The organism is Weeksella virosa DSM 16922, assembly GCF_000189415.1.
In the GTDB taxonomy this organism is placed as follows: Bacteria; Bacteroidota; Bacteroidia; order Flavobacteriales; family Weeksellaceae; genus Weeksella; species Weeksella virosa.
This window is the reverse complement of sequence record NC_015144.1, coordinates 349,390-375,000: the sequence shown is the minus strand read 5'-3', so window position 1 is coordinate 375,000 and position 25,611 is coordinate 349,390. Positions and strand designations below refer to the sequence as shown.

The 25,611-nt window shown below is 35.9% G+C and carries 28 protein-coding genes and 2 rRNA genes (1 of these 30 only partly in view); 23 read left to right on the top strand and 7 right to left on the bottom strand.

Translation table 11 applies throughout. The features are described 5' to 3' along the window. A 23S ribosomal RNA gene (locus tag WEEVI_RS01975) occupies window positions 1-57 on the top strand; it begins 2,722 nt to the left of the window's first position. A 110-nt stretch (window positions 58-167) separates the two neighbouring features. Beyond that, window positions 168-275: ribosomal RNA gene (gene rrf / locus WEEVI_RS01970) — 5S ribosomal RNA — on the top strand. A gap of 249 nt (window positions 276-524) precedes the next feature. Here the strand turns inward: rrf and WEEVI_RS01965 are convergent. Beyond that, on the bottom strand, window positions 525-1,313 hold the full coding sequence (locus WEEVI_RS01965; protein WP_013597501.1) for a S1/P1 nuclease: 789 nt from the start codon (window positions 1,311-1,313) through the stop codon (window positions 525-527). Between the two features lie 145 nt (window positions 1,314-1,458). Here WEEVI_RS01965 and WEEVI_RS01960 point away from each other — a divergent pair, with 145 nt between their 5' ends. The 5 genes from WEEVI_RS01960 (at window position 1,459) to WEEVI_RS01940 (ending at window position 5,649) form a co-directional block, all read left to right on the top strand. Then, window positions 1,459-1,791 (top strand): PadR family transcriptional regulator, encoded by a 333-nt coding sequence (locus WEEVI_RS01960; RefSeq protein ID WP_013597500.1) that lies wholly within the window; start codon window positions 1,459-1,461, stop codon window positions 1,789-1,791. Window positions 1,792-1,794: 3 nt separating this feature from the next. After that, entirely contained in the window at window positions 1,795-3,519 is a 1,725-nt protein-coding gene (locus WEEVI_RS01955; RefSeq protein ID WP_013597499.1) for a PspC domain-containing protein, read from the top strand. 134 nt (window positions 3,520-3,653) lie between these two features. Beyond that, entirely contained in the window at window positions 3,654-4,214 is a 561-nt protein-coding gene (locus tag WEEVI_RS01950) for a 1-acyl-sn-glycerol-3-phosphate acyltransferase (protein ID WP_013597498.1), read from the top strand. A gap of 2 nt (window positions 4,215-4,216) precedes the next feature. Continuing rightward, the gene (locus WEEVI_RS01945; RefSeq protein ID WP_013597497.1) at window positions 4,217-4,633 is read left to right on the top strand and encodes a PaaI family thioesterase; all 417 of its coding nucleotides are present in this window, start codon (window positions 4,217-4,219) and stop codon (window positions 4,631-4,633) included. Next, a complete protein-coding gene (locus WEEVI_RS01940) occupies window positions 4,633-5,649 on the top strand; it encodes a chorismate-binding protein (RefSeq protein WP_013597496.1) in 1,017 nt (338 codons plus the stop codon). The genes WEEVI_RS01945 and WEEVI_RS01940 overlap by 1 nt, the downstream gene beginning before the upstream one ends. 47 nt (window positions 5,650-5,696) lie before the next feature. Here the strand turns inward: WEEVI_RS01940 and WEEVI_RS01935 are convergent, their stop codons facing one another. Both WEEVI_RS01935 and pepT read right to left on the bottom strand, forming a co-directional pair. Continuing rightward, on the bottom strand, window positions 5,697-6,368 hold the full coding sequence (locus WEEVI_RS01935) for a head GIN domain-containing protein (protein WP_013597495.1): 672 nt from the start codon (window positions 6,366-6,368) through the stop codon (window positions 5,697-5,699). Between the two features lie 119 nt (window positions 6,369-6,487). Next, window positions 6,488-7,723, bottom strand: a complete 1,236-nt coding sequence (pepT, locus tag WEEVI_RS01930) for a peptidase T (protein WP_013597494.1) — start codon at window positions 7,721-7,723, stop codon at window positions 6,488-6,490. A gap of 78 nt (window positions 7,724-7,801) precedes the next feature. On the opposite strand from pepT, the gene WEEVI_RS01925 reads away from it, so the two are divergent. The 6 genes from WEEVI_RS01925 to gmk all read left to right on the top strand — a co-directional run bounded on the left by WEEVI_RS01925 (window position 7,802) and on the right by gmk (window position 16,043). Further along, window positions 7,802-8,644, top strand: coding sequence for a hydroxymethylglutaryl-CoA lyase-like TIM-barrel protein (locus tag WEEVI_RS01925; RefSeq protein ID WP_013597493.1), 843 nt, complete (start codon window positions 7,802-7,804; stop codon window positions 8,642-8,644). A gap of 97 nt (window positions 8,645-8,741) precedes the next feature. Next, window positions 8,742-10,088, top strand: coding sequence for a peptidylprolyl isomerase (locus tag WEEVI_RS01920; RefSeq protein ID WP_013597492.1), 1,347 nt, complete (start codon window positions 8,742-8,744; stop codon window positions 10,086-10,088). Window positions 10,089-10,289: 201 nt separating this feature from the next. After that, window positions 10,290-13,067 carry an aconitate hydratase AcnA gene (acnA, locus tag WEEVI_RS01915; RefSeq protein WP_013597491.1) on the top strand — a complete coding sequence of 926 codons (2,778 nt, stop codon included), beginning with the start codon at window positions 10,290-10,292 and terminating at the stop codon, window positions 13,065-13,067. A 115-nt stretch (window positions 13,068-13,182) separates the two neighbouring features. Then, window positions 13,183-14,418, top strand: a complete 1,236-nt coding sequence (gene hutI / locus WEEVI_RS01910; protein WP_013597490.1) for an imidazolonepropionase — start codon at window positions 13,183-13,185, stop codon at window positions 14,416-14,418. A 198-nt stretch (window positions 14,419-14,616) separates the two neighbouring features. Next, window positions 14,617-15,477, top strand: coding sequence for a YicC/YloC family endoribonuclease (locus tag WEEVI_RS01905; protein WP_081448698.1), 861 nt, complete (start codon window positions 14,617-14,619; stop codon window positions 15,475-15,477). After that, entirely contained in the window at window positions 15,477-16,043 is a 567-nt protein-coding gene (gene gmk / locus WEEVI_RS01900) for a guanylate kinase (RefSeq protein ID WP_013597488.1), read from the top strand. The genes WEEVI_RS01905 and gmk overlap by 1 nt, the downstream gene beginning before the upstream one ends. Before the next feature lie 133 nt (window positions 16,044-16,176). Here gmk and rplS read toward each other — a convergent pair whose 3' ends face one another. Further along, a complete protein-coding gene (rplS, locus tag WEEVI_RS01895; RefSeq protein WP_013597487.1) occupies window positions 16,177-16,527 on the bottom strand; it encodes a 50S ribosomal protein L19 in 351 nt (116 codons plus the stop codon). A 306-nt stretch (window positions 16,528-16,833) separates the two neighbouring features. Here rplS and WEEVI_RS01890 point away from each other — a divergent pair, with 306 nt between their 5' ends. The 3 genes from WEEVI_RS01890 (at window position 16,834) to WEEVI_RS01880 (ending at window position 17,714) form a co-directional block, all read left to right on the top strand. After that, window positions 16,834-17,145, top strand: a complete 312-nt coding sequence (locus WEEVI_RS01890) for a transposase (protein ID WP_013597486.1) — start codon at window positions 16,834-16,836, stop codon at window positions 17,143-17,145. Between the two features lie 14 nt (window positions 17,146-17,159). Next, a complete protein-coding gene (locus tag WEEVI_RS11565; RefSeq protein WP_126414773.1) occupies window positions 17,160-17,435 on the top strand; it encodes an IS3 family transposase in 276 nt (91 codons plus the stop codon). A gap of 69 nt (window positions 17,436-17,504) precedes the next feature. Continuing rightward, window positions 17,505-17,714 carry a hypothetical protein gene (locus tag WEEVI_RS01880; protein ID WP_013597485.1) on the top strand — a complete coding sequence of 70 codons (210 nt, stop codon included), beginning with the start codon at window positions 17,505-17,507 and terminating at the stop codon, window positions 17,712-17,714. Here WEEVI_RS01880 and WEEVI_RS01875 read toward each other — a convergent pair whose 3' ends face one another. From WEEVI_RS01875 to ppk2, 3 genes are all read right to left on the bottom strand, one after another. Next, window positions 17,715-18,374: a hypothetical protein gene (locus WEEVI_RS01875; protein WP_013597484.1), complete on the bottom strand. Its 660-nt coding sequence runs from the start codon at window positions 18,372-18,374 to the stop codon at window positions 17,715-17,717. A 206-nt stretch (window positions 18,375-18,580) separates the two neighbouring features. Then, a complete protein-coding gene (locus tag WEEVI_RS11310; RefSeq protein ID WP_169308961.1) occupies window positions 18,581-18,733 on the bottom strand; it encodes a hypothetical protein in 153 nt (50 codons plus the stop codon). Between the two features lie 17 nt (window positions 18,734-18,750). Next, window positions 18,751-19,560: a polyphosphate kinase 2 gene (gene ppk2 / locus WEEVI_RS01870; protein WP_013597482.1), complete on the bottom strand. Its 810-nt coding sequence runs from the start codon at window positions 19,558-19,560 to the stop codon at window positions 18,751-18,753. Between the two features lie 137 nt (window positions 19,561-19,697). On the opposite strand from ppk2, the gene WEEVI_RS01865 reads away from it, so the two are divergent. The 7 genes from WEEVI_RS01865 (at window position 19,698) to rlmD (ending at window position 25,603) form a co-directional block, all read left to right on the top strand. Continuing rightward, window positions 19,698-20,033: a hypothetical protein gene (locus tag WEEVI_RS01865; protein ID WP_013597481.1), complete on the top strand. Its 336-nt coding sequence runs from the start codon at window positions 19,698-19,700 to the stop codon at window positions 20,031-20,033. A 136-nt stretch (window positions 20,034-20,169) separates the two neighbouring features. Next, window positions 20,170-20,442 carry a YHS domain-containing protein gene (locus tag WEEVI_RS01860; RefSeq protein WP_041942222.1) on the top strand — a complete coding sequence of 91 codons (273 nt, stop codon included), beginning with the start codon at window positions 20,170-20,172 and terminating at the stop codon, window positions 20,440-20,442. Next, the gene (locus tag WEEVI_RS01855; RefSeq protein WP_013597479.1) at window positions 20,435-21,097 is read left to right on the top strand and encodes an SCO family protein; all 663 of its coding nucleotides are present in this window, start codon (window positions 20,435-20,437) and stop codon (window positions 21,095-21,097) included. The genes WEEVI_RS01860 and WEEVI_RS01855 overlap by 8 nt, the downstream gene beginning before the upstream one ends. A gap of 98 nt (window positions 21,098-21,195) precedes the next feature. Then, a complete protein-coding gene (locus WEEVI_RS01850; RefSeq protein WP_013597478.1) occupies window positions 21,196-22,047 on the top strand; it encodes an MbnP family protein in 852 nt (283 codons plus the stop codon). 3 nt (window positions 22,048-22,050) lie between these two features. After that, complete coding sequence (locus WEEVI_RS01845; RefSeq protein ID WP_013597477.1) at window positions 22,051-23,094, top strand: cytochrome-c peroxidase; 1,044 nt, start codon at window positions 22,051-22,053, stop codon at window positions 23,092-23,094. Window positions 23,095-23,103: 9 nt separating this feature from the next. Then, on the top strand, window positions 23,104-24,057 hold the full coding sequence (locus WEEVI_RS01840; protein WP_013597476.1) for a hypothetical protein: 954 nt from the start codon (window positions 23,104-23,106) through the stop codon (window positions 24,055-24,057). Between the two features lie 130 nt (window positions 24,058-24,187). Then, a complete protein-coding gene (gene rlmD / locus WEEVI_RS01835; RefSeq protein ID WP_013597475.1) occupies window positions 24,188-25,603 on the top strand; it encodes a 23S rRNA (uracil(1939)-C(5))-methyltransferase RlmD in 1,416 nt (471 codons plus the stop codon). Window positions 25,604-25,611: the final 8 nt, after the last annotated feature.

Sequence of the window (25,611 nt, the reverse complement as noted above, 5' to 3'; positions counted from 1 at the left end):
ATGTAAAGGCAGCGATGTCAAAGTCGAGTAGTACTAATTACCCATAGACTTTTTATTAAGTTATACACAACTAATTGGTTGTCTTTGTTAATCTTAAGCGTTAATACACAATATATTTTTATTGATTATCTCTATTGTTTAAAAATTTTCAGTATATCAAACAATATTTGGGTGATTATAGCTGCAGGGCTCACCTCTTCCCATTCCGAACAGAGAAGTTAAGCCTGCATGCGCCGATGGTACTGCTAATGCGGGAGAGTAGGTCGTCGCCAGTTTTTATTAAAGAATCCTTATCCTTTTATTGGGTAAGGATTTTTTTGTTTTTAACTTAACTTATTACTTATTGTGTAATATGACTTACCTCCATCAATGAATGTATTATCCGATGAATCAATGCATTAGCTTGTAGGTTTTAACTTAAGAACTATCTTTTCTACTTCATCCTACAGAAATCTTAATCTATACGAAACAAAAAATCATTGCCAGTTGACAATGATTATAAAATTATAACTTGAGTGATGTTCTTAATGATAGATAAAGTTCAAAACTTTAGCTAGACGTAGACCTCCTTTTAGTAGTTGTTGTTCTAGGATATATTTGTTGTCGTAATGGTAGCGATAGCTTAATTTATCGTCCATTTTTACTGTGCTATAAATTTTATTAGCAACTTGATAGCTATCGAATAACCAGTTTTCTAACCAGCCTTCGGTAAGTTGAGCATTCATTTTTTTGGGTTGATTATTGAGTAGTGTAGTGTATTCGGTATACGAATATTTTTCAAAATCGATTAGTTTAGTATCCCAAATGGTATGTATGTTTGTCAATTCTCTAAACCATTCAACTTTAATTTTATTTCCACCCAAATCTTCTTCACGACCGACATGTAAAGGTTGATGCGCATCGCCAATCATATGAATTAGAAAATAAAGGTATTCTTTCTTCTGTTCAAGTTTTAGGTTTCGATTTGATTTTAGTTCATTGATAAAAAATAACGCTTTGTGATACAGTTGATCTTGCGATGTATTTTCGAGAGCGACTAAAAAATCTTTTTCGGGTAAATTTCCTTCGATGTTCACATAGTGGTAAGAATCGGCAAATTTGTATGTCGGTTCTGACTTAATAAAATCTGACCAATTTGCCCAATAGGCTAACTTTTGTGTGCCGATAATTTTATTCAATTTTCGTTTAGTCTTTCTAGTCAAATGCTGCTCTGCAATTTCAGCAACAACTCGATGTCCGGTTAATCCCCAAGCTTTGGCTTCTGGATGACCTAAACCAATTAGAACAAGTGCGGTTATGGTTAATTTTTTCATTTATCACTTTTATAACTGCAAAAATAATCAAAACCTAAGATTTATCGAGAATTTCTGCATTATAAAAAAAATATTTAAAAATATAGTACTTTGTTTTGCATACTACTATATTGTTTGTAAATTTGTATCGTTCAATAATTAAATTATGAGTATAGAAAAAACACAAGTTCAGATGCGAAAAGGTATTCTGGAGTATTGTATACTCAGCATTATCAAAAGAGGCGACGCGTATGCTTCAGACATCATTGCAGAACTAAAACAAGCTGAAATGATTGTGGTAGAAGGAACTTTATATCCTTTGCTTACTCGACTGAAAAACGATAATCTTCTACAATATCGCTGGGAAGAATCTTCTGCTGGGCCACCCCGAAAGTATTATTCGTTGACAACAGAAGGAGAAGAATTTTTAGAACATTTAGGCCAAACCTGGCAGCAGCTGAAAAATGCTGTGGAAAAAGTAACCCAAGTAACACATTAATCCATGGATAGAACAATCTCAATTAGTTTAGGCGGTTTTTCGTTTATCGTCAATGAAGAAGCCTATCATCAACTACGTCGTTATCTAGAAGACATCAAACAATCTTTGCAAGGGACAGAAGGAATAGAAGATATTATAGAAGATGTGGAGCAACGAATCGCTGAATTGTTGCGCGAGCGTTTGCAGTACAAAGAAGTTGTGAACGATGCTGATATAGCGTATGTTATTTCGGTGATGGGACGACCAGAACAATATATGGTAGATGACGAATTTTCTTATCAAGAAGAGTCAACAACATCGAACGAATCGAAGGAAGAAACTGCTGGAAATCCTACGACCAAAAAAAGATTATTTAGAGATCCGGACGACAAAATTATTTCGGGTTTATGTTCTGGTTTGGCACATTATCTTGGCTTAGATCCTTGGGCGGTGCGCGCTGTTTGGTTTATCTTACTGATGTTAGGGATCTTTACGGGTGTTTCTACCATCATGGTTTTGTTTGCCTATTTTTTGATGGTTATGTTTATTCCTAAAGCCGAAACCTTTGCCGATAAAATGGCTATGTATGGGAAGGCAGCTAACTTCGAGCAAATAAAAGAAAATGCATTAAAAGCAAGCGAAACTTTGTCGAAAAGTGGACGAAAAATTGGGGATAACTTAGGTTCTTTGTTTCAAGTTCTGACCAAAATTTCAGTGTTTATTATTGGTATTCTGTTTGTTGTTTTTGGTCTGAGTTTTATTTTTGGTGGAATTAGTGTTTATTTTATTTCATGGTTCAATATTCCTGCTCAATATTTTGATTATTTCGTAGAAGAAGATTGGCTCTCAAAATTAATATTGTTTTGCTCTTCGCTGTTGCCCATCCTACCAGGAGCTTTGAGTGTGATGTTGGGAATCAAATTCATAAAACCTACTTTCCGTATCAATAAAAATATCCTAATAAGCACGATTGTACTTTGGTTTATCGCTTTGTTTGGAATTATCATTATCGGTGTTTATACGGCAAAAGGCTACGCAAATTCGGTAGAAAAAGTAACGATGAATACTTTAGCAGTGACCAACGATACCTTACAAGTTAAGTTCGAAGCTCAGAATAGAGGCAATTATCGATTTAAGATTTTTGATGAAGATGAACGTCCTTTTTATATCATGAACGACGAGTTATTTGTGACCATCGATCGAACGATAGAACTTAGAGAAAGTAAAGACAATGCCGCACATTTGCAGGTGACGTACAAGGCAAGAGGTGCGAATGGTGTGGATGCGAAGAATAATTTAGATGCAATTCGTTTCAATTATCAAGTACGAGGGAACCAATTGGTTTTGGATGATTTCCTTTCGGCCGGAAAAAATTCTACTTTCCGAATGCAAGCAGTGCGTTTTGTCTTATATGTACCAAGAAATAAATATGTACAATTAGACCCAAGTATTGAGTATGCAGAAATCGTAAGTAACAATTCGAATACAGCATTTTATAGTAATATTAACAATCAAATTTTTGGGTATAATGGGATAAAATTCGTATGTTTGAATTGTGATAATGAATCTGATAACGATTCAGATTACGATAATCATCATGGTATTGATACAATGGATATCAGCGAAAAAGGTATTCATATCCAATCGAAGAAGGGTGATAAAATAAGCATAGATAAAAATAAAATCCACATAAGCGATGATACAGATACTCTTAACATTAACTACGGAAATCATCAAAGCAATCGTTGATTTCTTCGCCTAGAGATTGATTAATAATATAAAAAAACGTGTTTATCACACGAAAAAGGTAAGCCAATAGGTTTGCCTTTTTTATTCTCATCCAAAACCAAACACTCCAAATCGTTTTACTTATCTTTGTGAAGATGAAAAAAATACTCGGAAAACTACTTTACCGCCTTGGTGGCTGGAAGCTAATCAATACGGTGGATACGTCGAAAGTTGATAAATGTGTTTTGGTGTGTGCACCGCATACAAGTAATTGGGATTTTTATTATGCGATTGTTGCTTTTTGGCAGATGGGAATTCCGATGAAAATGTTTATAAAGGACGCATGGACAAAACCTTGGTACGGTTTTATTATAAAATCTATGGGTGGGATAGGAATCGATCGTACTCAACGAAATAATAGCGTACAATTTGCAGCCGAAATTTTACGTTCTACTCCAAGAATGTATCTGATAAACACACCCGAGGGCACACGCTCTTTTTCAGAAAAATGGAAAACAGGTTTTCTATACATCTCTCAAGAGGCCAATGTGCCCATTGCATTGGCTTTTTGTGATTATGAAAAAAAAGAAGCCGGAATTGCAAAAATAGTTGATACAGAAGGCCGGACGCATGAAGATATCTTGCAAGAAATAGAAGACTTTTATCGACCAATAAAAGGTAAATATCCAGAAAAATACAATCAAAAAATCTATTAATTATGAGTCAAACTTTAGTAGATCAATACAATAAAATGTGTGAAAACTCATTGATTTCTCATTTGCAAATAACTTTCACAGAAATAGGAGAGGATTATGTGGTTGCCGAAATGCCTGTACAGCCGATAGTTTATCAGCCATTTGGGCTGTTGCATGGAGGTGCTTCTGTAGTGCTGGCAGAATCATTAGGAAGCCTATTGTCTAATAAATTAATTGATAATGAGAAGTTTATGGCGGTAGGTCAAAATATAGAAGCCCATCACTTACGCTCTAAAAAGTCTGGAAAAGTAAAAGGGAAGGCCATCATAATAAAAGCAGGACGAACTTCGCATTTAGTGAAAATAGAAATTACTGATGAAGAAGAAAAACTCATCAGTTATAGTCATTTAACGAATGCCATTATCCCAAAAAATCTTTAATGGAAACAATACAAAATCAACTGCAGAAAGCAATTGAAGCAGAAAAAAGTTTTGTTTTTGTTCGAGAGCCTAACGCAACTCATTTCCAACTTTATGTAGACGAACTAGATGAATCTAATGAAGAGTTCGTTTTTCATCGTTTTGATAATACAGAAACGATTCGTATTCATCCTATCAAAAAGCAAATGTTATCTATAGAAGATATCAAGAAAATTCAACTCGATTTGGTTTGGAAAAAGGCTCCAATTGAAAAGCCAATTGCACAAGAATCTTATCTGAATTTGATCGATAAAACGACCAACATTTTACAAAAAAATCTTTTACAAAAAGTAGTGATTAGTCGAACCATCGAAAAAGAATTTTCTCAATTCTATCCGCTTGATACTTTGCTTGCACTACATTATGCATATCCCAATGCAGCTGTTTATTTTATCTATGCTGATGACAAAACGACGTGGTTTGGTGCAACTCCCGAATTGTTATTGAGTCGTGAGAAAAGTGTTGTGAAAACCGTTTCGTTGGCTGGAACAAAGGCTAAAGAAAACGAATGGACTTCGAAAGAAATCGATGAACAACAGGTTGTTACCGACTATATTGTAGAGCAATTAAGTTCTTTTGGGCAAGTTGCAACCGACGGCCCATATACGGTGGATGCAGGTTTTTTTCATCATCTAAAAACTTATATTTCCCTCGAAACAATGCTTCCTTTTACCGAAAAAATGTTAGCGGCACTGCATCCTACACCCGCTGTATGTGGTATGCCAAAAGAGAAAGCCAAGAAGTATATTCTAGAGAACGAAGGATATGATCGACAGTTCTATGCAGGTTATTTCGGTTGGAAAACCATAGAAGAAGAACGCTATTATGTGAATTTACGTTGCGCAGAAGTGATTAATAACCGTGTAAGATTGTATGTAGGAGGTGGAATTATGCACGATAGTAATCCTGAAAAAGAATGGATAGAAACAGAAATGAAGGCCAAAACCTTACTTTCTTATCTGAAAATTGAAGAATAAAAAAAGGAACATTTTGTTCCTTTTTTTTATTCTTGCTCGTTCTTTTATTAATTGAACTGAATAGAACCTCCAGCAATTTTCTTTTGTTTTTTATGGCTAGGATTTCCATAAACTCTTATCACACCACCCGCTCTCACTTTTGCATCTACTTTGTCTTTTGCATGTACCCACGCATGTCCGCCCGCATTACACGTAACATTGGTAAAAGAAGAAACAAGGTTTTTTGATTCGAATTGCGCTCCAGTATTTACAATGACATCTTGTTTTTTTACTTGTCCAGATAAAATCATATTTCCACCCGAATTTAGTTTAGCACTCAAAGAATTTGTATCAATTTTTAGTTTGATGGTTGAGCCTTCGTTACTGGTGAGTTTTAGACTTTCTCCTCCCAAAACGTCTTCCGACTCTATCCTTGATCCCTGGCTTGCTTGTATATCGTTAAGAGTAGTGTAATATAAAACGATTTGGGTATTATCTCCTTGCAGTAAATCAATACCAGAAAGTTTAATTTTTAATTCGTTGTAATCTTGTTCTATAACAACTTTTTCGGCCAACGAACCATTTATTTCAACTTTTGGTGTGTCAGAATGGATCAATTCTACCGGAATTTTATCGTAAACTTTTAGAGCCTGGAAATCATTTAATTCGATCGTTTTTTGTCCTAAAACTAAATTACTTCCTGCCAAAAGAATTAGAGAAGTAGCAAATGTTCTAATCATTATTTTATTTTTTTTTGCAAGACAAGGCGTAAATTTTCCCTACATCATAGCTTAAATCAAAAATAAAAAAAATCGGTCGTTTTGGCAACCGATTTCTGTATTAAAACTTCGTTAGAATTTTATTTTTCTGCAGTAAGTTCTGCAATACGAACAATTACCTCTACAGCTTTTTCCATAGATTCTACCGGTACATATTCGTACGGTCCATGGAAATTATGTCCTCCTGCAAAAATATTCGGACAAGGTAATCCCATAAAAGATAAACGTGCACCGTCAGTACCTCCACGAATGGGTTTGATGTTGGGGGTGATACCACAATCTTTTAATGCTTGTTCGGCAATTTCTACCGAAGCAAATTTTTCTTGAACTTTCTCGATCATATTAAAGTATTGATCGGTAACTTCTGCCGTAATCACAGGATGATCAAAACGAGATTGAATATCCTCAGCAATTTGTACGAAAAGTGCTTTTCTTGCTTCGTATTGATCCATGTCGTGATCGCGGATGATATAGACCATTTTGGCTTCGCTAACATCACCTTGGATATCGGCAAGATGGAAGAAACCTTCTCGATCGTCAGTCAATTCTGGAACTTCATCTGAAGGAAGCGCCGCAGCAAATTCGCAAGCAATACTAGCAGCATTAATCATTTTGTCTTTGGCATAACCTGGGTGAACTGATTTTCCTTTGATGGTAACAATTCCCGATGCGGCATTAAAGTTTTCATATTCTAATTCACCAACCTCAGAACCATCCATCGTGTAGGCCCATTCTGCTCCAAAATTTTCTACATTAAAGAAATCAGCACCGCGCCCAACTTCTTCGTCTGGGGTAAATCCTACAGCTATACGTCCGTGTTTTATTTCTGGATGAGCAATCAAATATTCTGCTGCAGTAACAATCTCTGCCAAACCAGCTTTGTCATCGGCACCCAATAAGGTTGTCCCATCAGTGGTAATTAGGGTCTGACCTTTGTAACGCAACATCTCTGGAAATTCTTTTGGCGAAAGTATCATTTCTTCATTCAACTGAAGGTCACCACCGTCATAGTTTTCCCAAATTATTGGTTGTACATTTTCCCCAGAATAATCAGGAGAGGTGTCCATATGAGCAATAAAACCGATTGTGGGTACTTCTTTGTCTACGGTAGAAGGAACATAACCAAATACGTATCCATTCTCATCCAATGAAACATCCTCTAAGCCTATTTCTTTCAATTCGTTTTCGATATATCGAGCCAAATCCCATTGACGATCTGTACTAGGAAACTGCTCTACAAAGGCTTCACTTGTAGTGTAAATACTTACATATTTCAAAAATCGATTAACTAATTTTTCTCTCCAATCTGTTTGCATTATAATTTTTTTCGTAAAATTAACAAATTATCTACCTTTAGGGGCAAAACAAACAAAAAATTGAGTAAAAAAATCCATATGAAAATTATAGAATGTCCTAGGGACGCAATGCAAGGCCGAAAAATATTTATCCCTACACAGCAAAAAATAGACTATCTCAACGCTTTACTCGATGTAGGTTTTGATATGATTGATTGCGGGAGCTTTGTTTCACCAAAAGCAATACCACAAATGGCCGATACCCAAGAGGTTTTGGATGCAATAGATAAATGCAGCAGTACCTCGAAATTATCAGTAGTAATAGCCAATGTAAATGGTGCTCAAAAAGCATGCGACCACGAGAAAGTAGATGTTTTGGGCTATACTTTTTCTATCAGCGAAAATTTTCAACAATATAATACCAACAAAACAAGAGAGGAAGCTTTTGCAATAGCAGAAGAGATCCAAGAACTTGCACACAAACACAACAAAGAGTTGATGATTTATTTTTCTATGGCTTTCGGTAATCCATACAAGGAGGCTTTTGATGAAGAGTTGGTTTTATCTTGGGTAAATCGTTTTGCGAAAATGGGTGTGAAATCTATCAATCTATCGGATACAGTAGGGGTGGCAGATCACACAATCATAACCGATTTGTTTACCACCTTGATACCTGCTTATCAAGAAATAGAATTTGGAGCACACTTCCATACCGAATACGATAAATGGTACGAAAAAGTAGATGCTGCTTATCTCAGTGGCTGTAGAAAGTTTGATGGTGCAATAAAAGGTTTAGGCGGTTGTCCGATGGCTAAAAGTGATATGGTAGGAAATATGCCAACCGAAAAATTAATCAGTTATGCCAATGAAAAGCATGCAATACACGGATTAAATCTTCTGAATTTCGAATCTGCATACAACCAAGCATTGAAAATATTTTAGGTCAGTTTGTTAAAGGCCTCATAAAAATATAGAAATTTAGATAAAAGAAGGTTACATTTGTCCAAATTAAAAGAAGAAATATAGAATTTTATAATTTATGAAATATACGGTACTCTTGCTCACACTTTTTATGTGTAGCATAGCGCAAGGACTCTTTGCACAGACTCATAAAGCAAATAAAATAGAAGGAATAGCTGCAGTGGTGGGCGATGAAATTGTGTTAGATTCAGATGTAGAGCGCGATTTTCAGACGGCAAAACTTCAGGGGATGGAAGTGAAAGATCGTTGCGAATTCCTAAACAATATGCTCTTAGAAAAAGTTTTGATCGATCGTGCAAAACAAGATACATTGGTAGTGGTGACAAATGACGAAGTTCAACGAACACTAAAAGGTCAAATCGAACGTTTTACACAACAAATTGGTTCAGAAAAAGCTGTAATCGATTATTTCGGATTCAAGACCAAGGCCGAATTAGAGAATGAATTGCAGTACTATATTCGAGATAATATATATGCTAGAGAAAAAAGAGAGCGTGTAGTGAGCGGTTTAGATGCCACACCAGAAGAAGTGAGAATGTTTTTCGAAGAGCATAAAACAGAATTACCCGATGTGAAAGATGAGTACTCAATCAGTCATATAATTTTGTATCCTGAGATCGATCCAGAAAATGAACAAAAAGTTATTGATGAACTTAAACAAATCAAAAAAGACGTAGAAGAAGGTTCGAGTTTTGCAACCAAAGCCATTCTCTACTCAGAGGATCCAGGTTCTGCAACAAACGGAGGTCAATATCTGAAAGTGAAACGCGGAATGATGGTAAAAGAGTTCGATGCAGTAGCGTTTAACTTAGACGAAGGGCAGGTTTCAGAACCTTTTAAAACCGATTTTGGATATCATATCATCCAATTAGAAAAAAGAAAAGGACAAGAATTGGATCTTCGTCATATTTTGATTACTCTGAAACCAACTGATGAAGAAATAGCAAAGACAAAACATAAATTAGACTCTATCCGCATTCTGATAAACGAAGGGAAAATGAGTTTCAAAGATGCAGCTTTACGTTTTTCAGATGATAAAATGACAAAATACAATGAAGGAAATTTGATGAATCCACAAACTGGAGAAGATCGTTTCGAGCGAGCACAAATGTCGGCCAACGTTTCGTCGGCTTTGGTAGGATTAAACGATGGAGATATTTCACCTGTTTTTGTAGATGAATACGAAAATAAAAAAGTCGTTCGATTGATTCGCATGAACGGGTTTTATCCAGAGCACAAAATCAATTTCGAGCAAGATTATTCTTCACTGAAGCGTTTCACAATCCGATTCAAAGAACAAAATGTTTTGATGGATTGGGTAAAAAAACAAATACCAGAAACCTTTGTAAAAATCGGAGAAGATTACAAAGATTGTAAATTCGATCTCAATTGGGAAAATAATTAAGCTAAACATAAAGAATACCTTATAAATCAAAAATCCTCGCATCAATCGATGGGAGGATTTTTTATTTCTCATAACCAAGATATAGATTTGAAAAGTTTAAGTAAGCTTTAACGTTCAGTTCGTTGTATTATTTTTAGTTTTTTTCTACTTTTAGTGTGAAACACATAAAACAATAAATAATTTAACTGACTTCTAAAAGTTATGAACTATCAAAAAGCAAAATCCGTTAAAAACCTAACGGTTAACAACACCAGTTATCAATACAGCTCGCTAAAAGATTTACCCGAAGGTTCGGTAGATCATTTACCATTTAGTATTCGTATATTATTAGAAAATGTTTTACGCAATTACGATGGCTTTAGCATTACCGACGAACACGTACAAACCCTGATTCATTGGACACCCGAACCGGTAGACAAAGACATTCCCTTCAAACCGGCTAGAATTCTAATGCAGGATTTTACGGGTGTGCCAGCGGTTGTAGATATGGCGTCTTTGCGTGCAGAATATGTAAGACAAGGCAAAGATGGACAAAAAATCAATCCGGCTATTCCGGTCGATTTGGTCATTGACCACTCGGTACAAGTCGATTATTTCGGTACGGATTATTCGTATGGGAAAAATGTAGAATTGGAATACGAACGAAACAAAGAACGTTACGAACTATTAAAATGGGCGCAGAAAGGCCTTAAAAATTTCACTGTTGTGCCTCCCGGAATGGGAATTTGTCACCAAGTGAATTTAGAATATTTAGCCAAAGGAGTCATCGCGCGTGATGGTTGGTTATTTCCAGATACTTTGGTCGGAACCGATTCGCATACTCCAATGGTCAACGGAATTGGCGTAATTGCTTGGGGTGTTGGTGGAATAGAAGCCGAAGCCGCTATGCTCGGACAGCCTATTTTCTTTACATGCCCAGAAGTTATCGGTCTGAAACTAACCGGTGAAATTCCCGCACATTGTACCGCTACCGATATGGTTTTATCCATCACCAAAGTATTGAGAGAAAAAGGCGTAGTGGGTAAATTTGTAGAAGTTTTTGGTGATGGTCTAGATTCGCTTACTGTTACCGATCGCGCCACAATTTCGAACATGTCGCCTGAGTTTGGGTGTACCGTTACATATTTCCCAATCGATCATCGTACCTTAGAGTATATGCATTCTACCAACCGTTCGCAAGAGCAAATTCATATCGTAGAAGATTATTGTAAAGAAAATCTTTTGTGGCGAACCGGGAAAGAACAAATCAAGTATTCTTCTGTTGTGGAATTCGATTTAGGCTCATTAGAACCTACTGTTTCTGGACCAAAACGTCCGCAAGACAAAATATTGGTAAAAGATTTAGCCGAAAAATTTGCCGGATTATTAGAAAGCGAACACAATCGAGAATACCAAAGCGTTCCTACCAGAAAAGAGTCTGCATGGTTGGCCGATGGTGGTTCGGGAACAGAGTTTACGTTTGGTAAAGTTCCGATTGAGAATACCGATCCTCGCCCGCACGAAGTGGTTAAAGAATCGATTCAATCCGTTCGGATTATCAATAAAAATAAAGAATTTGTTCTGAGTGACGGAAGCATCGTAATCGCTGCAATCACAAGTTGTACCAACACCTCAAACCCGGCCGTAATGGTAGGTGCAGGATTGTTGGCCCGCAATGCTGTAGAACGTGGTTTGCGCACCAAATCTTGGGTAAAAACTTCTTTGGCGCCAGGATCGAAGGTTGTGACGCAATATTTAGAACGATCTGGACTGAATGCCGATTTAGATGCTTTGCGTTTTCATAACGTAGGGTATGGTTGTACGTCTTGTATCGGTAATTCAGGACCGTTGCCACCACAAATTGCCGAAGCTGTTGACAAAGGTGAGTTGGTGGTTGCTTCTGTTTTGTCAGGAAATAGAAATTTCGAAGCACGTGTGCATCCGCAAGTGAAAATGAACTTCTTGATGTCTCCAATGCTCGTGGTTGCTTACGCTTTGGTTGGACGTGTGGATGTTAATTTGTTAGAAGATCCTTTGGATTACGATCCGAATGGTGAACCTGTTTATCTAAAAGATATTTGGCCGAGCCGAGAAGAGATTGTGAAAACCATCAACGAATGCATGAAACAAGAAGATTTTAAAGAAGTGTATGATGTGATTTTTGATGGTTCTACCGATTGGCAAAACTTAGAAGTGAATTTGGATCAAAATTTCGAATGGAATCCGAATTCGACTTATATCAAAGAAGCGCCATTTTTCGAACATTTAAAAGTGACACCAGAATCGATTCAGGATATCAAAGATGCTCGAGTTTTATTGTATTTGGGCGATTCTGTTACGACCGACCATATTTCGCCTGCCGGATCTTTCAGACCCGATTCTGCTGCGGGGAAATATTTAGAAGAGCATGGGGTGCAACAAACCGATTTCAATTCGTACGGTTCTCGTCGTGGGAATCACGAAGTCATGATGCGCGGAACCTTTGCCAATGTTCGTATCAAAAATAAAATAGCTGATAAAGAAGGTGGTTTCAGCCGATATTTCCCAACCAATGAAGTGAAAACAGTGTACGAAACTGCACAAGAATATGCAAAAGATCACACGCCTTTGATTGTTTTGGCCGGAAAAGAATACGGTTCGGGCTCATCGCGAGATTGGGCAGCTAAAGGAACCTTTTTGTTGGGTGTAAAAGCTGTTATTGCCGAAAGTTTCGAAAGAATTCACCGAAGTAATTTGGTCGGAATGGGCGTTGCACCTTTGGTTTTTGAAGCAGGACAAAATGCAGAAACTTTAGGTTTGGACGGATCCGAAACCTTTAGCATTACAGGTTTGGCAGAAGATCTGAAACCTCATAAAGTGTTGGTTGTGAAAGCTATTCATCCGTCGGGCAAAGAAACAGACTTCAAAGTAATCGCACGATTAGATTCGGATATCGAAATAGAATATTTCAAAAACGAAGGAATTCTACAATATGTATTGCGAGAATATTTGAAACAATAATAGTAGATATAATATCCCACCCAAAATACCGTTAACCTGTGTTGACGGTTTTTTATTTCATCGAAAGTTCCGTTCTTTGTATAGACATTGTCAATGTAAAAAAAAATAACAAACTATGAAATTAATCGGGCCATTTACTCAAATCCTAACCATGCGGAATCTACCAATGAAAGGAACCATAAAAGACGAGCAACTCGAGTTGATAGAGAATGGTGGTATCATCGTAGAGAATGGGTTTATTCGACAAGTAGGTAATTACAAGCAGCTAAGAGAACAAAATCCCGCTATAGAACTAGAAGAAATAAATACCGAGCAAGTAGTGTTGCCAGGCTTTGTAGACTCGCACACGCATATTTGCTATGGTGGGAATAGAGCCAAAGATTTTGCAATGCGTCTAAATGGGAAAACCTATCTAGAAATTGCCGAAAGCGGTGGCGGAATTTGGTCAACAGTAACGCAAACTCGCTCAAAATCACCAGACGAACTAAAAGACATTACATTGCATCATATCGATAAATTAATTGCACAAGGAATTACAACAGCCGAAGTGAAAAGTGGTTATGCTCTATCGGTAGAAGGCGAAAAAAATATGCTGCAAGCAATTGGGATGGCCAAACAAGAAACACCGATAGAGGTGGTAACAACTTTTCTAGGAGCTCACATGAAACCAAAAGATTTTGAAGGGTCTAATCGAGATTATTTAGAGCATTTGGTACAAGAAATTTTTCCGGTATTACGCAAAGAGTATCAATGTAACCGAGTAGATATTTTTGTAGAACAATCTGCTTTTAGTATAGAAGAAGGAGATTATTATATGAATGAAGCCAAGAAGCAAGGGTTTGAGCTGACAATTCATGCCGATCAATTTACTGCAGGAGCAAGCCAACTAGCTGTAAAATATCAAGCATTGAGTGCCGACCATTTAGAATTTTCGGGTAAGGACGAAATCATGGCGTTGTCGCAATCGGATGTGGTAGCAACCGTTTTACCAGGTGCTTCTATAGGGCTTGGGATGCAATATGCACCAGCAAGGAAATTATTAGACGCCAATTGTTGTGTGTCGATTGCTTCGGATTGGAATCCAGGATCCGCCCCAATGGGAAATTTATTAACGCAAGCATCAATCTTGGCAACCTTCGAAAAGTTATCGATGGCAGAAGTATTGTCGGCCATTACTTTTCGAGCTGCAAAAGCGCTAAACTTTTCGGATCGTGGGATAATATCAGAACAAAAAATAGGAGATTTTATTAGCTTTTCTACCTCAGATTTCAGGAATATTATCTATGAACAAGGTCAATTGCAACCGACCAATGTTTGGAAAGATGGAAGATTAATTTATACAAAAAAATAAAGTTAACATACATACATGTTTTTTTTGATACAAAAAAAGAGGGGAGAAGTGAGTGAATTTGACCTCTCTTTTTTTATGGATTGAGATGATTGAATTTAGAATCTGTATAATATGAAAGCATAGTGCGGTGATTTCGGATTATTTTCGTTTATTTCATAGATAATTAATGTAAATTTGCAACCTATTTACCCAAGAAGTATGATACAATCCATGACCGGATTTGGTAAGTCCGTTGTAGAACTACCAGAGAAAAAAGTAACGATCGAAATACGATCATTGAACAGTAAGAATTTAGACCTTATTACTCGAATTCCTTCTTTTTATAGAGCAAAAGAATTAGAAATTCGCAATCTGATTTCAGAAAAATTACAACGTGGGAAAGTAGACATCATACTGAGCTGTGAACTGACCGCAGTGGCTCGTTGTCAAAAAATAAATGCAGAATTGATACGGGCATATATCCAAGATTTCAAGGCGATAACGCCAGAGGTGTCCGAGGCAGAATTGTTGCCAACTATTTTGCGTTTACCCGATGTTTTGCATACGCCGCAGGAGGATTTAGAAGCTGAGGAGTGGAATAATATACTGGTCGGAATCAATGAAGCGCTCGATAGCCTTATACAATTTCGGCTAGATGAAGGTACTGTTTTAGCCCAAGAGTTACAGTTGCATATCGAGAATATTTTATCATTACTTTTGGGGATAGAACCTTTTGAGGATGAGCGAATTGCTGCTGTTAGAGAGCGAATGATGAAGCGTTTAGAGGAATTTTCTGTAGATGTTGATCACAATCGATTAGAGCAAGAGATTGTTTTTTATTTAGAACGTTTGGATGTAACGGAGGAAAAAGTTCGATTGAAAAATCATTGCGAATATTTTCTGACAGAATTAAATCAAAACCAATCAAATGGGAAAAAACTAGGGTTTATTACTCAAGAGATTGGTAGAGAAATCAATACTTTAGGGTCAAAATCAAATCATTCTGAAATGCAAAAAATTGTCGTTCAGATGAAAGATGAATTAGAAAAAATAAAAGAACAAAGCCTAAATATTTTGTAATGCAAAAAGGGAAGTTAATAGTATTTTCGGCTCCATCGGGTGCAGGCAAAACTACTTTGGTGAAGCATGCTCTAGAGAAATTAGATAATCTGTCTTTTTCGGTTTCATGTACCACAAGAAATAAACGAGAAGGAGAAATCGACGGAAAAGATTATTACTTTATATCTCCCGAAGAGTTTAAGAAACGTATTGATGATGAAGAGTTTGTTGAGTGGGAAGAAGTGTATCACAATAATTATTACGGCACTCTAAAATCTGAAATAGAACGAATTACCAAAGATGGGCATTCTGTGATTTTTGATATGGATGTAGAAGGTGCTCTGAATATTAAGAATATATATGGTGACCAATGCTTAACGGTTTTTGTACAGCCTCCTTCTTTAGAGATTTTGCGAGACCGACTCATCACGCGCAATACCGAAAGCGAGGATAAACTGAAACAGCGTCTAGACAAAGCAGATATAGAAATGGCAGCTGCTTCAAGGTTTGATGTTCTTTTGATGAATGATGATTTGGCTGCTGCAAAAGATGAAGCCTTGGCGATTATTACAAAATTTGTTCGATAGAAGTTGGGGCAAAAAAAATCCTTCTCAGAGAATAGTAGTTTAGAGATAAGAATTTTTTGGGAGGGTATCTATATAAAAAAACCGTTTGTGAATAAACAAACGGTTTTTCTTGTTTTGTGAAATAATTTTCTTTCTAGAAAGACGCATCTTTGATACGAGCTTTTTTACCTCTAAGATTTCTGAAGTAGAAGATACGAGCTCTACGAACTTTACCTCTTTTGTTCACTTCTATCTTTTGGATAGCAGGTAAATTCACTGGGAAAATACGCTCTACTCCAACATCACCACTCATCTTACGGATAGTGAAAGTTTCGGTAGCTCCATGTCCTCTACGTTGAATAACAACTCCTCTAAAGAACTGAACACGTGATTTTCCACCTTCAGTAATTTCTTGGTAAACAGTAATAGTGTCACCCGCAGCAAATGCTGGGAATTCTTTTTTAGCTACGTATTTATCTTGTACGTATTTAACTAAATTTTCCATTTTAGTAATAATAAACAGTTATTTAAATTGACCAACATTCACGTCTTTCGTCAGAGGTTAATCAATGCGAGTGCAAAATTAATTATAATTCTGTTATTTACAAATGTTTACAAGTTAAAATACATACATTATTTTAAATAAAGTATGTATTCTGTATATAAGTCATTGATATTAAGTGTATTTAGCTTATTTTTAAAAGGTATGTGTTTTATAGAAATACTAAGTTGTATAAAACGAAATTTATCTGATCAAAAGAAAATATTATAATACTCCCCAAAATTCGGACCACGGGTTAAGTTGAAAATAATGATTAATTTTAACTCGTATAATGATGAAAAAAAGCAGAAGAAAATTTACATTGCCTTCAAGACCAAAGTTGCCATTGAAGCTTCAAGGGAGAGAGAAACTCTCAGCGAACTGGCCAAGCGTTTTGAGATTCACCCCAATCAGATCAGCATCTGGAAACGAGAGTTTCTGGATAATGCAGAAAACGCATTTGCTTCTAAAAACAAAAAAGAGGATACTGATAATCAGGTTGATAAACTCTATCAGAAGATTGGTCAGCTGGAAATGGAAAATGACTTTTTAAAAAAAAGTTATCTGAAGATCAAACCGTGAAACAGCGACTGAAAATGGTGAACAAAAAGCATCCATTGAGTATTCGCAAGCAATGTAAACTACTTGAAATAAACCGTAGTGGTCTTTACTTTAAACCGAACGCAGAAACGGATTTGAATCTGGATATTATGAAGGAAATAGACCGGATTAACATGAAATATCCCAGCTTTGGTGTGCTTCGGATCAAGAATGAACTGGAGGAAGTCGGCTATCAGGTCAATTATAAACGGATTCGTCGATTGATGAAAAAAATGGGCATAGAAGTCATTTATCCAAAGCCCAATCTGTAAATCTTGTAATATTTGTTGAAAATATTCGATTATCGGTTTCATATTGAATTATTTTGTAAATTTGTGATTATGTCAACAGTTTTAGAAAAATATATTAACCAAAGAGATTATTCAGGATCAGAACAAGATGCTTATGCAAGTCTTGTGTATTCTTGTATGATTAGTATTGGTAAACCATTTGAAAAACTTCTTGAACAGGCTGAAAAAGAAAATAAAAAAATTCAGCTCATCGATGAAATGGTTGATGAAATTACAATTGATAATATTAAGTTGGTATAATTACAACGAATTATCTAACCATTTTATCATATCTTCATACATTTCAGGTAAGTATTTTTTAAATACTACATTCCCTTTAAATTTGTTTTCAAATGCATGTGCTATAAATTCAGCTTCTGAATTACCTTTCTTTTTAAAGTAATTATCTGGATGACCAGAACCAATCCTAATATCTATTGACTTCAATGTATCTCTAACAGCACCAACCATTTCCATTAAATCATGATTATTATTTTTATAGGCTCTAAAACCTAATTCATGAATTTTTTGATCTAATTTTTTATATTTTTCAATATCTTTTTTGATAACATCTCGATGTTTATCCATTAATTTAGTTAAACTATCAAGCTTTTTCAATCCTTTTTGCCAATCTATTGCATGTCCATATTCATGGTAAAAAATAGCTTCACCATACCAAGGCGAATTTTTTCTTCGATCATCTATTGGAATTTTCACAAAATTTTGTGTTGGATGAAAATATGCGCCTGAGCTTTTTACACCAGAACCTTTTGGATTAACAAAATGTAATGGTGTTTCTTCTTCTAAGTTAGAAAAGAACTCACGATTAATTTTTACACCAATTTTTTCCTCGTATTTATTAATTATTTTTGGAACAAACTTATTTTCAATTTTCTTAGATTTTTTAACTTCTTTTTTCACTTTATCTGCATCCTTGACTTTGTTGTATGGATGATTTGGCGGAAAAACAAGGCGTTGTTTTCCTGCATTAAAGCGAAATATTTCTAAACGATTCTTATTGTCTTTCCCTATTTGAGTTGTCCGAGTTGAATTTCTCTTTGTTTATACGATATTACTTTAGCTTTACCAATCGTTGGCTGAACGTTGAAATTTCACACGAGCGTGTGTCACAATGGTTTCACACAACACTGTGATATGGTAGCACCATAGAGTGAAAAAGCAAGATTCTTATCCAGCACTTCTGCATAGATATTGTAGGATTCTAATATACTTTTAGCTAATTCAGCCTCGAAAAGAGAAGGATATCTTCTCAGAATCATAAAAAACTCATACCTTTTCATTTATAAACTGTCACTAAACTTTCATCGTATTTTTCTTTATTTTCAGTGCATAATTCATTAACCAAGTAAGAAATTGCTGTCAGTCTTGCTGTATATTTATCATCAGTTTTGATGACCACCCAGGGAACACTTTTGTGCGTGTTTTTGAGCATTTTATCGATGTAATATGTGTATGTATCCCACAGTTCTTGTGCTTTTTTATCCAAGGTTCCTAATTTCCATTGTTTCAAAGGATCGGTTTTTCGTTCCTTTAAACGTTTTGCTTGCTCTTCTTTGCTAATCGACAAAAATATCTTGATGATATGTATGCCATCTCGTTGCAACAATTCTTCTACTTTATTCACATCTTCTTCAAATTGCGCATGTTGCTGTTGAGTACAAAAACCAAAAACGGGCTCTACGACAGAACGATTATACCAAGAACGATCGAAAAAAACCATCTCTCCAGCATTGGGTAATTCTTTGATATAGCGCTGAAAATACCACTGTGTGCTTTCTTCGTCGGTGGGTTTTGGTAAACTCACAACGCGTAGTTTTTTGGGGTTAAGGTATTGAATGATTCTAGAAATCGTTCCTCCTTTTCCAGCGGCATCACGCCCCTCGAAAATAACCAAAACACGCTTGTTCTCTGTGATTATCTTGTTTTGTAAACGGTTTAACCTTTTTTGTAAATGCTCTAATTTTTTTTCATAAGCCAATTGATCCAGAAAATTTTGTTCCTTAATTATTTTATGATCAACCAGATAATCAATAATGAATTGCTTATTCGCAATGTTTTCTAAATCTTTTAAATTAAATTCTGCCATCCTGTCTTTTGCTAGTAGTATCCAATATAGATAAAAATTCTGAGTAAAATCATATGAAGAATGAATTATCTCTCTTAAATTCGCTATAAAATATTTCTAGTCTGAAAAGTTTATTCTACATAGCATTTATCCTAACCATGGCATTTCGACCGATTTTGCCTATGATAGAATACGTATTGCAGTATGATAAAATTGTCAGGGAATATTGTATCAATACAGAACGTCCAGAACTGATGTGTAATGGGAAATGTTACTTGTCAGAGAAGTTAGAAGAAAGTTTTGCTACCGATAAAGAGAACAACAAAAAAGTAAACCCGAAACTCAATAGTGCAGATGGTTTTGTATTGATGGTTGAGAAAAAGGAAATCATCATCCTACCTATCACCCAGAATAGAAAAATATTTTTTTATACAATTATTCATTATTCAGATTCACACGTACGTCAAGTGTGGCAACCACCAATTATCGTTTGATTTTCTTCGTTTATTATCATGAGTTTTTTTATAGGAAAAATTTCCTGTGAAAGTTTCATGAATCCTAATATAGATGTAAACTTAAAATCTCTTCTTTGCTGTTTTTAGCAATAAAGATGATGTAAAAAATCAAATGATGAAAAAAATAATTACCCTAAATGTAATCTGTGTTTTTATGTTGGTTTCGTGCCAAAAAAAAACTGAGCCCGAAGTGAAAGTTGCTCATGAGATGCCTGCTAGCCAACGTATTGATGTTGCAGTGGATAACGAAATAGATCCTGTATGTGGAATGAAAACTTCTGAACATCTTACCGATACAGCACATTATGAAGGCAAGGTCTATGGATTTTGCTCGGCTATGTGTAAGGAAAAGTTTTTAGAAGAACCTACAAAATACATACATGAATAAACGAATTTTGAGTTTCATCGGTGTGTTTGCAATTTTTGCAATCGCTGTAGTTTGGTACAAATCAAGCAAGAAAGATGAGCTTTTTACCGTGATGAATGTTCCTGCTTTTTCTTTGACCAATCAGCAAAATCAAACGATAACGGCCGAAAAAATGAAAGGAAAAGTCTATGTTGTAGAATTTTTCTTTACAAGTTGTCCGACGATTTGTCCAGTGATGAATAAGAATCTGAGAATGGTAGAAGATCAAATAAACGATCCAAATTTTGGGATAATTTCGATCACTATCGACCCAAAAAGAGACACTCCTGAACGTTTGGCCAAACACGCCGAAAAATTGGGAGTTAAATCGCCCAACTGGCATTTCTTGACTGGGAATCGTGAGGATATACTCGCACTCAGTAAGCAATTCAATATCTATGTTGGGGAAGATGAATCTACAGCAGAAGGATTGAATCATAGCGGAAAGTTTGCATTGGTAGACCAAACTGGGAAAATACGAAGTCGATACGCATTAAACGGTATCCCGATGTTGTACTATTCTGGACTCGACTATACCGATCCCGAAGGGAAAAACCCTTCTTTGCAAGGTACGTATCATCCAGAAGTGGAACTCTTAATCGAAGACATTCGCAAATTATTAAATGAACAACCTTAGGTAATTTATTAACCAAAAAGGTAGAGTAAAATACTACGTTTTTTTCGATAAAAGGAAATGTACGCAATAGTTATGCTCTAAAATCAAAAAAAATAATCATGAAAAAATATTATAAATTAACTCTATCAGCAGGATTGAGCCTGTTATTCTTAAGTTTTTTTACAGCATGTAAATCTGATGATGATTTTGCAACGATTGACGAATCAAAAAATGGTCAACTAGAACTGAAATTCGAAAATGGATTCGAAGGCGTTGGCGGAATTGTCCTCAATGCCACAATACAACGATCAGATTTAGGACAATACTTCAATTTTTCTACTCTAAAATATATCATTAGTAATGTAGAATTGATTGACGAAAATGGACAAGTTTTTTCTTACCATTATAACAATCCAGACAAAGGAGCTTTTGTGATTAATCAAGAAAACGCAAAGGCCAATATTGTATATGTACAGCTGAAAGATATTCCACAACGCAAATACACCAAGTTGAGGTTTGGTTTAGGAATCAATCAGTCCGCTTATCTAATGGGGCACGATGGACAAGCGAAATTCTGGAACGAAGCCAAGCAGCAAGGAATGACTTGGGCGTGGGCGTCGGGCTATATTTTTGCAAAATTAGAAGGAAAGTATGGGCAAGAAGATGCCGTTACACCATACAAAAATCATACAGGAAATATGGGGAATGTAGTCGCGAACGGGACGGCAGACTTATACCGAGTTGTAGAACTTAATTTGCCTACAAGTGCGCGTGTAAGCTCTAAAATAAAACCCTCTATACATATCATGGCAAATCTTAATCATTATCTGAGCGGTGAGAAAAAACTATTGCTCGATAAAAGCAATGATAATGCCATGGGGTCTTCACCGTATATGGTAGATGTTACCAATAACTTATCGAAAATGTTTCGTGTAGATCATGTGCATAATAATGAAGCACCACAAAACTAAAAAATGAAGAAAATTATTTTTTATTTTTTCGTAATGATGTTCATTTCGAGTTGCAACTCGGATGATATCGATTACGGAGAACCTTTAATTAATGAAGATTATACTTTGCTATATCCGGATTATTTTCCAGATATAGCAAATTCTTCTACCCAAAATTCCTTAACAAAACAAGGAGTAGAATTGGGGCGTAAGTTATTTTATGACGGTCGTTTATCTAGGAATAATACTATTTCATGTGGTTTTTGCCATATCCAAGAAAATGCATTTACTCATCATGGGCATAACGTAAGTCATGGGATTGATGGACGTTTAGGGATTCGCAACACACCTCCAATACAGAACCTTGCTTTTACCAAACACTTCAATTGGGATGGTGTACTACATGACCTTAGTATGCAACCACTAATTCCTATTACAACGTACGAAGAAATGGATAGCTCGATGGAAGACGTAGTAGAAAAGTTGAAAAACGATGCTCTTTATCGAAAATATTTTCGTGTTGTTTTTGGTGATGAAGAAATCAATGGACACCGCATTCTTTTAGCTTTGGATCAGTTTATGGGAAGTGTAATTTCTGCTAATTCTAAGTACGATCAATATCTGCAAAATAAAATTGCTTTGACAGCTGAAGAGCAAAAAGGACTAAATTTGTTCCAAGCAAAATGCAGCACTTGCCATTCTGGAGCCCTCCAAACCGATCAAAGTTTCAGGAATACGGGCTTGTATTATGATCCTCAATACCAGGATGCAGGCAGATTTCGGGTAACTTTAGATTCGGCAGACTGGATGAAGTTTCGTGTACCAAGTTTGCGAAATATAGAGCTTACTGCACCCTATATGCACGATGGACGCTTTTACAGTTTAGAGGCAGTTCTCAACCATTACAGCAATGGGATACGAAATACCAAAAACTTAGATTCTGTTTTTCTACAGGGTTCTCGTCCAGGAATCCCGATGACGACCGAAGAAAAAACAGCCATAATTGCATTTCTAAAAACACTGACCGATTTCGATTTTATTAACAATCCTGCGTATGCAGAATTCTAATTTTTTATCATGACAAGAATTCAGATCAAAAATATTTTTTTTATTCTTTTTTTAAGTAGTTCAGTAAGCTGGGCAAATCATTTGGAACGTTCTTCTGTTGAAAACTTTTCTCCACCCGAAGAAGATTGCGATGCATGTGGTTGCACTACATCTGCCATGAGTAATGGAATAGAATCACTAATGACGAATAAATTCATAGGTGTACGTTATTTGTATCAACATTATCGTGCACAAGAAGATGCTTTTAGTAAAGAACTCTCACAGAAACAAAATTTCCAGACTACATTGCTTTGGATGCGTTATCCAATATCTGATCGGATAGAAGTTGCTGCAGCACTTCCGTATCATTTTCATGAAAAAAAAGGGAAAAATAACGATAAAATAAGTGGTTTTGGTGATATGAATGTTACAGGAATCGTGCATGTTCTGAAACCAAAAATCGATGAAGAAACCAAAGTTCAACATAGAATTTCTTTGGCCAGTGGTTTGAAAATTCCCATTGCAAAATTCGATGAACAATCTGCTGAAACGACCAACCCGAGTTTCCAATTAGGAACCGGAAGTTGGGATACCCAATTGGCAATGCATTACCATCTTCAATACGAAAAAAATGCTATGCAACTGATAACCGATTACACTATAAAATCTTCGAACAAGAAAAAATATCGTTTCGGAAATCAATGGAACCAATTGGTACAAATTCAACGTTTTTTCCCTACAGAAACAGGTGGAATCAATGCAAAAATTGGCTTTCAGAACGAATTGTATGAGGCAAATAGACAATTTGGTGAAAAATTACCTAAAACAAAAGGCGATTTGCAATTGATGAAATACGCCGTCGAAGCATCCTACCAAAGAATAAATCTAGGTGTGGAGTTTTATCAGGTTCTTTCATCTAATCTAAATTCTAAAGAAGTAGAAGCGAAGCATCGAGTAGGTTTTTTTGTCAACTATTCTTTATGATGCTGGACTAAATGTATAAGAAACGAATCATATGCTTATGGTTCGTTTTTTTTCTTTCGGATAAAAAAGAACTCGACAGAACATTTTGTAAATAATCTATACATACCACATAAAACTTTATCTTTGCACAATGGCAAAAAAGAGACAAACAATAATCCTGAACCAGATAGACGTTTTGCGTGCCGGTGCTAAAGGAGTTTCAATAGGGAAATTAGCAGACGGAAAAACCGTTCTGATCAAAGATGCAATACCAGGCGATGTGGTAGACGTGCAAGTAACCAAAAAAAGAAAAAGTTATATAGAAGGGAAAGCCATAGCCTATCATAAAAAATCTGCTGATAGAGTAGAGCCTGCGTGCGAACATTTTGGTACATGTGGAGGATGCAAGTGGCAAGATATGCACTATGATGCACAATTGCGTTACAAGCAAGAAGAAGTGTTGAATAACCTCATCCGTATAGGAGGTTTTGCAAATTTATCTGCCGAATTGTTACCCATTCTTGGTAGCGAACAAGCTTATTGGTATCGAAATAAACTAGAATTTACCTTTTCTAATGCAAGATGGTTAACTTTAGAAGAGATAAACTCTACCGATGAGTTCAATGATAGAAATGCATTAGGTTTTCATATTCCTGGTCAATGGTCGAAAGTTCTCGATATTCACCGCTGCCATTTACAGCGAGACCCCTCGAATGCGATACGGATAGAAGCCAAGAGATTTGCTATTGAAAATAAACTCGACTTTTTCGATTTGTATAAACAAGAAGGCTTCCTAAGAACCTTGATGATTCGTACCTCACAGAACGGGCAAGTGATGGTATTGGTACAATTCTTCAGAGAGGAGAAAGAAAATAGAGAGGCGTTTTTGCAAAATCTACACGACAAGTTTCCAGAAATTACATCTTTGCTCTATGCTATCAATCCGAAACAAAACGATTCGGTATACGATCTAGATATTCATGTTTTTGCGGGTGAAGATCATATCGTAGAACAAATGGAAGATCTGCACTTCAAAATCGGGCCAAAATCATTCTACCAAACCAATCCGCAACAAGCATATGAGTTGTATAAATTGACTCGTGATTTTGCTGGTCTCACTGGAAAAGAATTGGTATATGATTTATATACAGGGACAGGAACAATTGCTCAATTTGTTTCGAAAAAAGCAAGAAAAGTAGTAGGGGTAGAATCAGTAGCAGAAGCTATATACGCCGCAAAAGCTGCTGCAGAATTGAACAAAATAACCAATTGTGAGTTTTTCTGTGGCGATATGAAGGATGTTTTGAATGAAGATTTTATTCAACAACATGGGATTCCCGATGTGTTGATTACCGATCCGCCTCGTGATGGAATGCACAAAAAAGTTGTAGAAAATATACTCTTGATGAATCCGAAAAAAATAGTGTACGTTTCTTGTAATTCGGCAACACAAGCAAGGGATCTAGAATTGATGAAAGAACAATATAAAATTATTAAAGTTCAGCCAGTTGATATGTTCCCACAGACACATCATGTAGAAAATATTGTACTTTTAGAAAGAATTTAAACCAAAAA